This window comes from Dolichospermum heterosporum TAC447, from assembly GCF_024584745.1.
Classification (GTDB): domain Bacteria; phylum Cyanobacteriota; class Cyanobacteriia; order Cyanobacteriales; family Nostocaceae; genus Dolichospermum; species Dolichospermum heterosporum.
The window spans coordinates 2,613,481-2,625,759 of sequence record NZ_CP099464.1 but is presented as its reverse complement, the minus strand read 5'-3'; the positions used below and the strand labels follow the sequence as shown (position 1 = coordinate 2,625,759).

Here is a 12,279-nt window from a genome sequence, read left to right as displayed (position 1 = left end):
GATATTCCACAACTTTGTAAAATTACGTTTACTTGTAATTATACCCAAAATGGACGCATCCTCAAATTCAACTTAACGTAAAACCCATAGCCTTGATTTGTAGCGACTGTCTTGATTGTCAAGCGATCGTTAAGGAAAAATTTAAAGTCTAGGAAAAAAGTCAGAAAATAGAGGAGAAAAACAGAACAGAACAAAACAGGTAAATTATAGGTTGCCATAAATTACCAAACTAGATTGGAGGTATAAAAACGACAGTAGAACTTTATGCAGAAATTGGTTGTGAGTCTTGAGAAATAGACCAAGGAAGATGATCTCGAATCATCGCATTTAAAATAACTAACATTTTATGAACGCAAGCAGTAATGGCCAATTTTTTGGGTTTACCACGTTCAACCAAGCGCTCATAAAAAGTTTTGATAACAGGATTATGACGCATGGCAACAACAGCACCCATATAAAGAATGGCACGAACATGGGCGCGACCACCATTAATCATGCGCTTACCTTTGTGCTGACCACTATCATGATTAATTGGTGCAACACCAACTAAGCGAGAGATTTGTTTGGCAGTTAATTGACCTAATTCTGGTAAGTCAGAAACTAAAGTGGTAGAAATTACTTGACCAATGCCAGGAGTAGTTTTGAGTAGATTGACTTTATCAATCCATTGTTGATTATTTTGGGTCAACGTCTCAATTTCTTGATTGAGTTGTTGAAGATGTTGCTCAAGATAATCAATATGGGATTCAATATCTGTCAAAGCTTTACCACGAGCGCGGTCACGGCGATTCTTTTCCGCTGTAGACATTTCTACTAATTGTCTTCGGCGACTAATTAATTCGCCTAATTGACGTGACATTTCACTTTCGATTGCTAACACCTCCGGTTTCATTGCTTCACCGAAATGCGCCAAAATCTGTGCATCAATGGCATCGGTTTTGGCTAACTTACCTGTAGCTTTAGCAAAGTCTCTTCCCTGACGAGGATTGATTAATGCTACTGGTAAAAGAGCCGCTTGCAATTGAATGATTAATTCTGTTTCTAGTCCTCCTGTTGCTTCCAGTACGATTAGGTTTAAATCGTTAGATTGAAGTTGCTTAACTAGATTAGCTATTTCTGTTTCAGTATTAGCAAATTGAAATGCTTTACCCATTGGACGGATATAAACATCAAGTGTTGCTTTACTTACGTCAATGCCTACCCATTGGGAGATATAATCCATTTTTAACTCTCCAATTTCAATTACTTCTTTTTAATTTGTTTTGTTTTTATTCATCCCCTTGATTTCACTCATCCTTGCACGATACGGGCTATATTATCTATGTCTTTGTTCATAGTTTTTACCCCAGGCGACTGTTCGAGTTCTGTCATGGAGATTGTTGTGGTGATCCTTGCTACAAAGCGGTCTTTTCTGACCCAGGTTGGGACGGTCTACCACTTCTTCTAACATACCTCTAAGATACAAGGTTGGGTTGTTCGCGTTAGCGTTGCGGAGCAATTAGCATGAAACCCAACGCATTTGTTGGGTTGCGCTGTCGCTTAACCCAACCTACAGAAAATTGACAAGATATTGTTTGTCCAATTTATTTTGCAGGTAAATCTGCCACTTCTCCAGCGCTCACCATTGCCCGATACAATAAAGCAGAAACATCGGCTCTAGTGGCAACTTTTTTAGGATTTAGTAATTTTTTATTAGGATAATTAGTAATTACATTATTTTCTGTTAAAGCAGCGATAAAATTCCGATGTTCACTTCTAATACTAGAAGCATCACTATAAACTGAAAGGATATTTTCGGTTGAACCAGTAAATTTATAATTCAATCCTTTGGCTAAAGTTATTAAAACATCTAGGCGATTCAGCTTTTGTGTGGGGTTAAAGTTTTTGCTGTTGAGAATAGTAAAAAAGCCCATTTCGTAAGTTTCTCGAATGGCATTATAAGCCCAATATCGCTTAGGAACATCTTTAAAATTAATTGCTTCTCGAACTTTAGTTTTAATAAAAACTTTTTGTAATAATGCTGCTAATTCGGCACGAGTTACTGGTGCATTGGGACGGAAAGTGCCATCGGGAAATCCACCAATTACTTCCATTGCTGCCAATTCAGAAATATATTCCCTAGCCCAATAGTTTTTGGAAATATCAGAAAATGAGACTTGAATACCCTTACCTACACCTATTGTCCGATATTCACTTAATAATTTGCCCAGTTCAAAACTGGAGTTGTCCTGAATTGGAGTCAACTTTACTAAACTACCAGGATTAGCAGTTAAGGCTTTTGCTAAGTTAGAATCAAAGGCATTGACAGATTTACCTGCTACAGCAAAATCACCTTCGCTAAAAGAGGTAGGATAAGCGCCAGTGGTGGCAACTTTGGCAAATCCTGCGGCTTGATATTGGACAATATTAATCTTTTCTGAACTATTCAAGAAAGTAACTTTTTGGTTATTAACTTCCGTGAAATAATCGTAGGCATTGGTATTATCAACAATGCTATCATTATTGGCATCAAAACCATAAAAGGTGCGGACTACTTTGTTTTCTGTGGGATTAGCAGATAAAATCAAGTTAACCGCCGTATTTTCCGGCAAACAAACAAATTCACTGTAACCAATAAAGCGATTACTGGTATCATATAAGCGGATGACGATGCGATCGCCTAATTTAAACCCTTTAACAAACTTAGCCTTTTGCTTAATCTTATATTTATAATCACCTAAAAACCTTTCTTGCCGATATTTATTACCATATTTACTCTTAATAGAAATCCGGGCAATTACTTCTTTGATTGTTCCCCCAGGTTGCCATATATAAAGCGTGAATGCTGATTTCTTCTCTGGTGAAAAACTCGTGTTAACGGGAGTATCAATTGCTTCGCCGTCAGATTGACCTACTAAAAGTTGTGTTTGTGGAGAATTACCTAATTTTGATGCAACTGGGGAAGAAAGTCTTGATACTGCTAATGCAGAAAATATTGGCGATAATGCGACAACAGAAACGGTTGCGACAACCAGCTTACTCCAACTTAAATTAATGGGATTCATAGTATTTATCTCACACCTGGCCAATGGACTTAATGTTCTCTAGAGCAAAAATTTTTGATGCTAGTGAACCGTACTGGTAACACAGGGCATTTTATATTACTTTTGTCAAAGAAGCAAAAAGGAGACAATTACCCATTACCAGTCTCAATGTGAACAAGCTGTTACACACGGCAGAATTTACAAAATAAATGTAATTATTAACACAGTTTAATTTTATAGATTTTGCGTAGGTAACGGTAGAAAAACAGCAGGTGAGAGATGGAAAAACTCTGCTAACTCTTGGATGTGACTGACAGTGAGTTGGCTTTTTTCTGTTAGGATATCTAACACCATAGATTCTGTCTTAAATACAGGAATCAAATCTTTTTGATGAAAGCCATATTCTTCCATAAGAGCTTTGAGCAATTCTATTCCATAAATATCAGGAACTGGTTCTTTTGTTTGCTCGTATTCGTACACTAAAGTACCAAGTAAATCAAGATAGTCTTGCTCATCTGGTGTTAATGGAGTATTGTCTAACAGAGAATCAATTACATTTTGAGTAGCAAGCAGTTCCTCATCAGATTTGATAGGTCTAGGAGGGAAAGTTTGTAATAATTTAATGTAGCTTGGCGCTTTATCTGAGGTCTTAATCATAATTTTTACCTTAACACCCGTTACGGTCGGTGATGCTTTTATTAATAGCATGGCCACGCAAGCTATCAAAATCTTAAACTTTGCGTCTTTGCGTCTTTGCGCCTTTGCGCGAAATATAATTCGTACCGTAGTAATATCACATCCAAAATACCAAAAATCTCACGCCCAAACACGAAGCCACTCAAAATCATCTTTGCGTCTTTGCGCCTTTGCGTGAGAAATTATCTGACTATAACCACCGAGCCGCATCCTTAGCGTGGTAAGTCAAAATCAAATCAGCACCAGCCCGTTTAAAGCCAGTCAAGGTTTCCATAACCACACGCTGCTCATCAATCCAGCCATTTAAAGCCGCAGCCTTCACCATTGCATACTCACCAGAGACATTGTAAGCTGCCACAGGTAAATTTGTAGCTTCCTTAACGCGCCAGATAATATCCATATATGCCAAAGCTGGTTTTACCATCAGCATATCAGCACCTTCAGCAATATCCAACTCAATTTCTTTCAGGGCTTCGCGGGCGTTACCGGGGTCCATTTGGTAAGTGCGTCTATCGCCAAATTGTGGTGTTGAGTCCGCTGCATCTCTAAATGGTCCATAATAAGCCGAAGCATATTTAGCAGCATAAGACATAATGGGGATATCTTCAAATCCCGCCTCATCCAAACCTGCGCGAATTGCTTGCACAAAACCATCCATCATCCCCGAAGGTGCGATAATATCTGCACCTGCTTGAGCTTGAGAAACTGCGGTTTTCTTTAATAATTCTAAAGTTGGGTCATTTAATACTCTACCTGTTAAATCACCAACTTGTAAATAACCACAATGACCATGACTTGTATACTCACATAAACAAGTATCAGCCATGACAATTAAATCAGGAACGGCATTTTTAACTGCGGTTGCTGCTTTTTGAACAATGCCACAATCATGCCATGCCCCGGTAGCATCTATATCTTTATCTGCCGGAATTCCAAATAAGATAATTGCCGGAATTCCTAAGTCATAAACCTCTTTAGCTTCTTCAACAATCTTATCTACTGAAAGTTGATAAACACCGGGCATAGATTTGACTTCCTTGGCAATACCTTCTCCAGGTACTGCAAATAATGGATAAATCAAATCGTTAGTAGTTAAAACGGTTTCACGTACCATACGGCGTAATTGGGTATGGCTACGCAGACGACGAGGGCGATGTATAGGAAACATAAATTTTTATCACTGATTTGACGGATTTAATGATTTCACGGAATGAAGGATTGTATTCGTAAATAAAAAGGAGTTTAAATTCCTTTCTAAACACGAAGAGTGTGCCGTAGGCAAACTGTTTTTTCACTGAATGTAACAAAAAACAATAAGATGGACACAGAATAAAGCGTCACAAAAGCAAGTTTATAGATGGCTCTATTCAGACAAACTACAAGCAGTGCTTTAACTGTCTTTTGCCCTGCTGTTGATGAAGCTGTGGGGCAATTTTATATTTTACAACTTGATAGACATTTGCTTATAACAAATTTGCAAAAAACAATCTTAAAAGATTATGCAATTAATTTTGGTAAATTGTTTAATCAAAAATCCATGATTAATTAAACTACCATATTTTCCCTGATTTGATCTAAAGAACTCGAAAAATAAACGGATAACGGCAAGGTTGATTAGGATTGCTAAAAACACCAGTTAGCGCCCAAATTGTCAATCCCCAGTGGAGGATATAACCTAAACCTGCGAGTGGAAACAAGATGAATAATGGTACAATCAACCAACCAATCAGAAAAAACAATGCCCCCAGAATTGTTCCATATAACCAAACGTTAAAATGGAAATTGATAGATTCTTTGGCGTTGTCTTTGACGACAGGATCATCTGATACAAATAGTATGGCTATAGGTAATCCAATGGAGACAACAGTGGTGCTAAAAAAAATTGCTCCATGACACAATGCTGATAATAATTTACGTTTATCGCTGTCGTACATTGTTTGCTCCTATTCAATTCTAGTTAATTATTATATCAAACATGAGTGCCGCAAGCATCGCACATTCCCTCAACTGTCACTTCATACCGTTCTACTTTTAACCCCTGTCGCAGTTGACTGACATCAATATTCGGGAAAGTATTCCAGTTGATATCTTCAATTGCGCCACAGCAGTTACAGCGGAAATGATGGTGAGGGGCAACGTTAGCATCATAACGAGATACACCTTCCTCTAATAGCACTTCTCGCACCAAACCCGCCTCTCGCAGTGCCTGGAGTGCCGCATATACGGTAGCTTGAGAGGAAGTAGGTGCTTCTTGATTCAAGTCCCTCAGAATTTGATCAACTGTCGGGTGATCTTCTCTGGCTAATAGGTTGGCATAAACGCCAAATCTTTGGGGGGTGACTCGCAACCCTCTATTTTTCAGGGTTTTGATAATATCATTGGCTTTTGGCTGCATAGGATTTACTTAATTATATAAAGATATAAGCCCCTATTATAACTTTTCCTTTTTAAGAACTAAACTTTTTTAAAAAATACATTATAAAATAAGTATTTATAACTATTGACTAATTCCTAAATCAGAATTATTCTGATTTACAAGATAAGCTACTGATGCACTAAGCAAAAGCAGCAGCGCGAGTTAAAATCTTCCATCTAAGAAAGAGGTATTTATGACTGTTATTACTCACGTTCCAAATGTAGTATTCAAGACTCGTGTACGGGATGAATCTATAGGTGGACCCAATCCTTACACTTGGAAAGATTTAACCACACAAGAAATTTTTGCCGGTAAGAAAGTAGTATTATTCGCTCTCCCTGGTGCTTTCACTCCTACCTGTTCTTCTACACATTTGCCTCGCTATGAAGAACTATTTGAGGAATTTAAAGCGCAAGGTGTTGATCAAATCATTTGTTTGTCAGTTAATGACGCATTTGTGATGTTCCAATGGGGCAAACAACAAGGTGCTAAAAATGTCTTCTTGTTACCAGATGGTAATGGAGAATTTAGCCGCAAAATGGGAATGTTAGTTGATAAATCTAACATCGGTTTTGGTATGCGTTCTTGGCGTTATGCAATGGTTGTTAATAACTGCGAAATTGAAAAAATGTTCATTGAACCTGGTTTTCAAGACAACGCTGGTGATGACCCCTTTGAAGTATCTGATGCCGATACAGTTCTTGCTTACATCAAAGGTGTAGAACGTCCTGCTGCGATCGCACCCCGTTTAGCATTTGTTGGTTAATTACTAAGTAGGTTGGCGTTGAAAATTGTCGTTATAAGTATTGGGACAGAATTAATTACACAATGTTATTGCGTAAGCGTTGCATGGCGTTAGCCATATGGAACGAAGTGAAATGAAGCAATCGCCAGGGTTGTGATTGCTTCCCTTCCCTCGCAATGACTGTAAATATTTTTGTCCAATTACTTACCCCGATGCAAAGGGGAGGGAACAGAAAGAAACTTCCACCTTTTGATAGAGGTTGATAGTTTTTAATTCATCTAAGGCAAGAGAAGTTACTTTTATGAAACTTCTTTTGCTTTTTTGTTTTGATAGACAAAAAGTTGGTAATTCTGTCCATTAAATCAGATATAAGAACTTGAATTTAGCCTATAAAAAACGAAAATACAAGAGAGGGAATGTTAAATTTATAGCTTTATTTTATCCCAGCTTAGATTGGGAAAGGAGAGCCAATTATGCCGATAACCGTCTCTGATATATATCCTCTGGGTAGGGAACAGATTTTCAATGATCTCAGCATTGAGGAATTGACGAATATTATAGGTGGTTACAGAAGCCGACGCGGAAATTATCGGTCTACAGAAACCCCATTATCTCTTAACATAGATACTCAACTTCAAGATTGGAGGACAGAACTCAATACAATGATGGATGATCTCAGACAACGATTCGATACTTAAGAAACATAGCAATAATTGAACATTTTCCTAAAAATCGTGTGTTTTCATGCTTATAAACAGCTAACACACGATTTTTTCTATGATTTAAATTAAAAATATCATCTTCAGGAAAAGAGAAGATACTTTTGTCTTTGAATCTATACCTAATATTTTATTAATAAACAGACTCAACTCATTTAATTATGTCTTTTTTAACTAGGTTTAAGCCTTGATTTTCACTAATTTTATGAATAAAAATTAAATCAGCAGTTAAGAGAAGGCACAAACCCAGCTTAACTGCTTTTCGCAGAATATCAATTGACTGATGATTAATCTAGGAGGAAAGAAATCATGGCTAGTATCAAACTTTCTCAATTACAAGCTAACGGTTCTGAATTGTTCCAAGATTCCGAAAGCTTTTTAAACGAAATGAATGATGTAGATACCATTTCTATTCAAGGTGGTAGCGGTTCTGGAATCCATGATTTAGTACACTACAGTATTAAGGGTAAGGAGTTTGTTTTGTTAGGCTTTGCTATTGATAGTGCTGTATCTCTAGCTAAATCATTTAGCCATAGCCATAGCCACAGCAATCACTATAGCAATTAAAATACATGAGATGAATAAGTAATTTTATATTGCTTATTCACCCCATGAAAATCTGGTTCAGTTAAGAATTTATCGCCCTAATTGCTCTATTTTTTCAGGGGAATTAGGATTACCGATAAAAAAACAAGCTTAACTGACTTTCGCAGAATATCAATTGACTGATGATTAATCTAGGAGGAAAGAAATCATGGCTAGTATCAAACTTTCTCAATTACAAGCTAACGGTTCTGAATTGTTCCAAGATTCCGAAAGCTTTTTAAACGAAATGAATGATGTAGATACCATTTCTATTCAAGGTGGTAGCGGTTCTGGAATCCATGATTTAGTATACTACAGCATTAAAGGTAAGGAGTTTGTTTTGTTAGGCTTTGCTATTGATAACGTTGTATCTCTAGCTAAATCATTTAGCTACAGCAATCACTAACTATAGTCATTAAAATACCTGAGATGAATAAGTAATATAAAATTACTTATTCATCCCATAAAAATCTGGTTCAGTTAAGGATTTATCGCCCTAATTCCTCTATTTTTTTAGGGGAATTAGGATTACCGATAAAAAAACAAGCTTAACTGACTTTCGCAAAGCATCAATTGATTGATGATTAATCTAGGAGGAAAGAAATCATGGCTAGTATTAAACTTTCTCAATTACAAGCTAACGGTTCTGAATTGTTCCAAGATTCCGAAAGCTTTTTAAACGAAATGAATGATGTAGATACCATTTCTATTCAAGGTGGTAGCGGTTCTGGAATCCATGATTTAGTATACTACAGCATTAAAGGTAAGGAGTTTGTTTTGTTAGGCTTTGCTATTGATAACGTTGTATCTCTAGCTAAATCATTTAGCCATAGCCATCACTATAGTCATTAAAATACCTGAGATGAATAAGCAATATAAAATTACTTATTCATCCCATAAAAATCTGGTTCAGTTAAGAATTTATCATCCTAATTCCTCTATTTTTTCAGGGGAATTAGGATTACCGATAAAAAAACAAGCTTAACTGACTTTCGCAGAATATCAATTGACTGATGATTAATCTAGGAGGAAAGAAATCATGGCTAGTATCAAACTTTCTCAATTACAAGCTAACGGTTCTGAATTGTTCCAAGATTCCGAAAGCTTTTTAAACGAAATGAATGATGTAGATACCATTTCTATTCAAGGTGGTAGCGGTTCTGGAATCCATGATTTAGTATACTACAGTATTAAAGGTCAGGAGTTTATTTTGTTAGGCTTTGCTATTGATAACGTTGTATCTCTAGCTAAATCATTTAGCCATAGCCACAGCAATAGCTACAGCAATCTCTAACTATAGTCATTAAAATACCTGAGATAAATAAGTAATTTTATATTGCTTATTCATCCTATAAAAATCTGGTTAATTTAAGAATTTATCATCCTAATTTCCATTAAATAACAGAGGATAAGGATCTTAAATAACTGACGAAACCAGATTAAATAATCAATTAATATCTGGTGTTTGCTTACACTTTACGGCTATGACAATTTTGTAATTAGTGGGTATTAAGCAAATGGCAAGAATTACAATTTCCGATCTAAACACAACCCAAGAGAAATTATTAATTCATGAAATTAGTAGCATAGAGTCTGTTTCTATAGTTGGGGGAAATAGGGGTAATTTTCATGAATTAGTCAAGTTCGGGATTAAGTCTATGGAGTTCATTTTATTAGCCTATGCTATAGATTCTATTTCCTATTTAGGAAGTTCATTTAATGGCAATTATTAAACCTGATTGTCTATAAAATCAGCCTATATTTTGTTAATTTGCCAACCCATTGTTAACTAATCTTTCATGTAAATTTATGCCACTTCTCATAAGTTCTACCAACGTTTTTGACTACTTGGTTAATCGCGGAATTTGTCCCCCACAAGATGAATCATTAAGCAAAATTGAGTTAAAACCAGCTAAAAACTTTAATTTATTAGTCAGTTTACCACAGGAACGTCAAATCTTAGTTAAGCAAGAGCGTCATGATCGAGATGGTAAGACTTTAGGTGAATTTAAAGAAGAATGGAGAATTCATGATTTTTGTCAAAAATTCCCAGAAATAAATCACTTACGTTCATATTTATCAGAAGCAATTCATTTTGATTTAGAAAACTCCATTATGGTGTTTAACTATCTAAATGAATATCAAGATTTGGCAGAATTTTATGCCAAGGATCAGGTATTTTCTCCTGAAATTGCTCAGTTACTTGGTACGACGCTGGCAAAAGTTCATCGTTCAACGATAGAAGATCAAAATTATCAAAAGTTCTTTAAAAATTCTCTAGAGGGTGCAAATTTGAGCAAAGGATTAGATAGAATTACACCACAAATATTTGGTAATCTTCCTGCTGATGGATTGAAATTTTTTGCTCTTTATCAACGTTACGATAATTTAGGAAAAGCAATTGCAGAATTAAATCAGGCTTTTATGCCTTGTTGTCTAACTCATAATGATCTTAAACTCAATAATATTCTTTTATCTGTGAATTGGGAAACAGAAATTGAAGAGAAATTACCTGGAAATAAAAATATTCTCAGACTGATTGATTGGGAAAGAGGTGATTGGGGAGATCCTGCCAATGATTTAGGAACAATAATCGCTAGTTATCTGCAAATTTGGTTATATAGCATAATCGCTAGTAAAACTATACCTATTGAAGAATGTTTGCGTTTAGCGGCTATTCCGTTATCAATGATTCAACCTTCTTTATCAGCATTAGTTACTGGTTATTTAGCTAACTTTCCAGAAATTTTAGAAGTTCGTCCAAACTTCTTGCCATTAGTGATGCAGTTTAGCGGTTTAGCCTTAATTAGAGCTATTCAAGCTAAACTGCAATATGAGAAAACTTTCGGTAATTCAGGTATCTGTATTCTTCAAGTTGCTAAGAGTTTATTATGTCGTCCCCAAGCATCTATTTCCACAATTTTAGGAATGGAATTTTCAGAAATAATCTCTAAAAATTTATCTCTTGCTTAAATAAGGAAACCCTATATGCAAGTATTAGATTCTCTAGATAGTCAACTTTTTCAACTACCACAGGAATTACAAACGTCTCTGCAAAATATTGCTAATTATCTGGAAATTGAATCATTTTATGCTATTAAGCATCCAGAATATAACTTATTAGCATTACCAGAATCAGTTATTTCTCGCTTTCAAAATTTACCATTGGATATTCAAAATAAACATTTAAGTATCCAATTACGTAATTTTCTCTACAGCGCTTATTATAATGGTTCTTGGCATGACTCTAGCAATGCCGATTCCCAGGATAATAATTTAAGTAATAATAGCTTATTTGGCATAGATTTAGCTTTCTATGAACGATTACATACAAGTAATAAAGGCACAGGCTATTGGAGTAAAAATTGGCTGGTAGTTAATGAAGAACCTGATGGATCTTTGGCGGTTCATAAAAATGGTTTGACTTTGCATATTGAGCGTGATTTATATTTATCACCGATTGATAAATATGCTACTCTTGGTAACTTAGTGTCCATTAAAATGCCTAAAAATCTAGTTCAAAATGGATTTTATATGGCAGTGTCTAATCTAGGAACTCAAGACAATCAAGATATTGTCAGAATCTACTTTAATGTGTCACCAGAAGGAGCAGCATCAGTGATGGATAATGTGACTAGGGAGTTCAATAATATGCAAGTTGCTTTCTCTTTTAAAGCTCTATATAATCCTGATGAATATAAACGTTATGATTCAGCAGTGCTTTATTTCAGTAAGCATCACTATAAAACTATTCATCCTATACTGCAAAAGATATATTTAGAAAATCGAGACAGTTTTTCTCAAGAAGTACCGTTGTTTACTAAGCCACTGGCACCGGGATTAAGTTGTGCTGAAGAACCAGAAGATAAATTTGGTGAAAAGGAAAGTTTTGGTACTAATCGTTGTCAAATGATTGCTAATGGTTTAATTACTGCTTGGCAAACGGGTAATAATTATCCTGAAAGTCGCATGAAAGCTATTCTAGAACAGTTTGCATTGCACAAAATTAATTTACAATATCCTTATCTTAATGCCCATTCAGAGGATATTTATACGACCTTAATTAAATAATAACAAATAACAAGATCCCCGACT

At 35.7% G+C, this 12,279-nt stretch carries 16 protein-coding genes; 10 read left to right on the top strand and 6 right to left on the bottom strand.

Features of this window, described 5'->3' with window-relative positions; translation table 11 throughout:
* Positions 1 to 262 precede the first annotated feature (262 nt).
* The 4 genes from NG743_RS11825 to hemB form a co-directional block, all read right to left on the bottom strand.
* On the bottom strand, positions 263 to 1,222 hold the full coding sequence (locus tag NG743_RS11825; protein WP_027404406.1) for an IS110 family RNA-guided transposase: 960 nt from the start codon (positions 1,220 to 1,222) through the stop codon (positions 263 to 265).
* A gap of 361 nt (positions 1,223 to 1,583) precedes the next feature.
* A complete protein-coding gene (locus NG743_RS11820; protein WP_257122032.1) occupies positions 1,584 to 3,044 on the bottom strand; it encodes an S-layer homology domain-containing protein in 1,461 nt (486 codons plus the stop codon).
* A gap of 213 nt (positions 3,045 to 3,257) precedes the next feature.
* Complete coding sequence (locus tag NG743_RS11815; RefSeq protein WP_257122031.1) at positions 3,258 to 3,680, bottom strand: helix-turn-helix domain-containing protein; 423 nt, start codon at positions 3,678 to 3,680, stop codon at positions 3,258 to 3,260.
* A gap of 229 nt (positions 3,681 to 3,909) precedes the next feature.
* Entirely contained in the window at positions 3,910 to 4,887 is a 978-nt protein-coding gene (gene hemB, locus NG743_RS11810; RefSeq protein ID WP_015078649.1) for a porphobilinogen synthase, read from the bottom strand.
* A 189-nt stretch (positions 4,888 to 5,076) separates the two neighbouring features.
* Here hemB and NG743_RS11805 point away from each other — a divergent pair, with 189 nt between their 5' ends.
* On the top strand, positions 5,077 to 5,268 hold the full coding sequence (locus tag NG743_RS11805; RefSeq protein ID WP_027402990.1) for a hypothetical protein: 192 nt from the start codon (positions 5,077 to 5,079) through the stop codon (positions 5,266 to 5,268).
* A gap of 25 nt (positions 5,269 to 5,293) precedes the next feature.
* Here the strand turns inward: NG743_RS11805 and NG743_RS11800 are convergent, their stop codons facing one another.
* Positions 5,294 to 5,653, bottom strand: a complete 360-nt coding sequence (locus tag NG743_RS11800; RefSeq protein ID WP_257122030.1) for a DUF4870 domain-containing protein — start codon at positions 5,651 to 5,653, stop codon at positions 5,294 to 5,296.
* A gap of 35 nt (positions 5,654 to 5,688) precedes the next feature.
* A complete protein-coding gene (locus tag NG743_RS11795; RefSeq protein ID WP_027402988.1) occupies positions 5,689 to 6,114 on the bottom strand; it encodes a Fur family transcriptional regulator in 426 nt (141 codons plus the stop codon).
* 214 nt (positions 6,115 to 6,328) lie between these two features.
* Between NG743_RS11795 and NG743_RS11790 the strand changes: the two genes are divergently transcribed.
* The 9 genes from NG743_RS11790 to NG743_RS11750 all read left to right on the top strand — a co-directional run bounded on the left by NG743_RS11790 (position 6,329) and on the right by NG743_RS11750 (position 12,255).
* On the top strand, positions 6,329 to 6,901 hold the full coding sequence (locus NG743_RS11790; RefSeq protein ID WP_027402987.1) for a peroxiredoxin: 573 nt from the start codon (positions 6,329 to 6,331) through the stop codon (positions 6,899 to 6,901).
* Positions 6,902 to 7,353: 452 nt separating this feature from the next.
* Positions 7,354 to 7,578, top strand: coding sequence for a hypothetical protein (locus tag NG743_RS11785; protein ID WP_027402986.1), 225 nt, complete (start codon positions 7,354 to 7,356; stop codon positions 7,576 to 7,578).
* 330 nt (positions 7,579 to 7,908) lie between these two features.
* Positions 7,909 to 8,166: a hypothetical protein gene (locus NG743_RS11780; protein WP_027402985.1), complete on the top strand. Its 258-nt coding sequence runs from the start codon at positions 7,909 to 7,911 to the stop codon at positions 8,164 to 8,166.
* Positions 8,167 to 8,353: 187 nt separating this feature from the next.
* Entirely contained in the window at positions 8,354 to 8,590 is a 237-nt protein-coding gene (locus NG743_RS11775) for a hypothetical protein (protein WP_257122029.1), read from the top strand.
* Between the two features lie 200 nt (positions 8,591 to 8,790).
* Positions 8,791 to 9,036, top strand: coding sequence for a hypothetical protein (locus tag NG743_RS11770; protein ID WP_257122028.1), 246 nt, complete (start codon positions 8,791 to 8,793; stop codon positions 9,034 to 9,036).
* Positions 9,037 to 9,223: 187 nt separating this feature from the next.
* Positions 9,224 to 9,478 carry a hypothetical protein gene (locus tag NG743_RS11765; RefSeq protein WP_257122027.1) on the top strand — a complete coding sequence of 85 codons (255 nt, stop codon included), beginning with the start codon at positions 9,224 to 9,226 and terminating at the stop codon, positions 9,476 to 9,478.
* A gap of 223 nt (positions 9,479 to 9,701) precedes the next feature.
* On the top strand, positions 9,702 to 9,917 hold the full coding sequence (locus NG743_RS11760; protein ID WP_193964428.1) for a hypothetical protein: 216 nt from the start codon (positions 9,702 to 9,704) through the stop codon (positions 9,915 to 9,917).
* Between the two features lie 76 nt (positions 9,918 to 9,993).
* On the top strand, positions 9,994 to 11,157 hold the full coding sequence (locus NG743_RS11755; protein WP_027402983.1) for an aminoglycoside phosphotransferase family protein: 1,164 nt from the start codon (positions 9,994 to 9,996) through the stop codon (positions 11,155 to 11,157).
* A 15-nt stretch (positions 11,158 to 11,172) separates the two neighbouring features.
* A complete protein-coding gene (locus NG743_RS11750) occupies positions 11,173 to 12,255 on the top strand; it encodes a T3SS effector HopA1 family protein (RefSeq protein WP_027402982.1) in 1,083 nt (360 codons plus the stop codon).
* The last annotated feature ends 24 nt before the right edge of the window (positions 12,256 to 12,279 follow it).

Excerpts from the sequence above, each read along its gene's own strand:
- NG743_RS11825 (WP_027404406.1), bottom strand. The coding sequence starts at position 1,222 with ATGGATTATATCTCCCAATGGGTAGGCATTGACGTAAGTAAAGCAACA.
- NG743_RS11820 (WP_257122032.1), bottom strand. The coding sequence starts at position 3,044 with ATGAATCCCATTAATTTAAGTTGGAGTAAGCTGGTTGTCGCAACCGTT.
- NG743_RS11815 (WP_257122031.1), bottom strand. The coding sequence starts at position 3,680 with ATGATTAAGACCTCAGATAAAGCGCCAAGCTACATTAAATTATTACAA.
- hemB (WP_015078649.1), bottom strand. The coding sequence starts at position 4,887 with ATGTTTCCTATACATCGCCCTCGTCGTCTGCGTAGCCATACCCAATTA.
- NG743_RS11805 (WP_027402990.1), top strand. The coding sequence starts at position 5,077 with ATGGCTCTATTCAGACAAACTACAAGCAGTGCTTTAACTGTCTTTTGC.
- NG743_RS11800 (WP_257122030.1), bottom strand. The coding sequence starts at position 5,653 with ATGTACGACAGCGATAAACGTAAATTATTATCAGCATTGTGTCATGGA.
- NG743_RS11795 (WP_027402988.1), bottom strand. The coding sequence starts at position 6,114 with ATGCAGCCAAAAGCCAATGATATTATCAAAACCCTGAAAAATAGAGGG.
- NG743_RS11790 (WP_027402987.1), top strand. The coding sequence starts at position 6,329 with ATGACTGTTATTACTCACGTTCCAAATGTAGTATTCAAGACTCGTGTA.
- NG743_RS11785 (WP_027402986.1), top strand. The coding sequence starts at position 7,354 with ATGCCGATAACCGTCTCTGATATATATCCTCTGGGTAGGGAACAGATT.
- NG743_RS11780 (WP_027402985.1), top strand. The coding sequence starts at position 7,909 with ATGGCTAGTATCAAACTTTCTCAATTACAAGCTAACGGTTCTGAATTG.
- NG743_RS11775 (WP_257122029.1), top strand. The coding sequence starts at position 8,354 with ATGGCTAGTATCAAACTTTCTCAATTACAAGCTAACGGTTCTGAATTG.
- NG743_RS11770 (WP_257122028.1), top strand. The coding sequence starts at position 8,791 with ATGGCTAGTATTAAACTTTCTCAATTACAAGCTAACGGTTCTGAATTG.
- NG743_RS11765 (WP_257122027.1), top strand. The coding sequence starts at position 9,224 with ATGGCTAGTATCAAACTTTCTCAATTACAAGCTAACGGTTCTGAATTG.
- NG743_RS11760 (WP_193964428.1), top strand. The coding sequence starts at position 9,702 with ATGGCAAGAATTACAATTTCCGATCTAAACACAACCCAAGAGAAATTA.
- NG743_RS11755 (WP_027402983.1), top strand. The coding sequence starts at position 9,994 with ATGCCACTTCTCATAAGTTCTACCAACGTTTTTGACTACTTGGTTAAT.
- NG743_RS11750 (WP_027402982.1), top strand. The coding sequence starts at position 11,173 with ATGCAAGTATTAGATTCTCTAGATAGTCAACTTTTTCAACTACCACAG.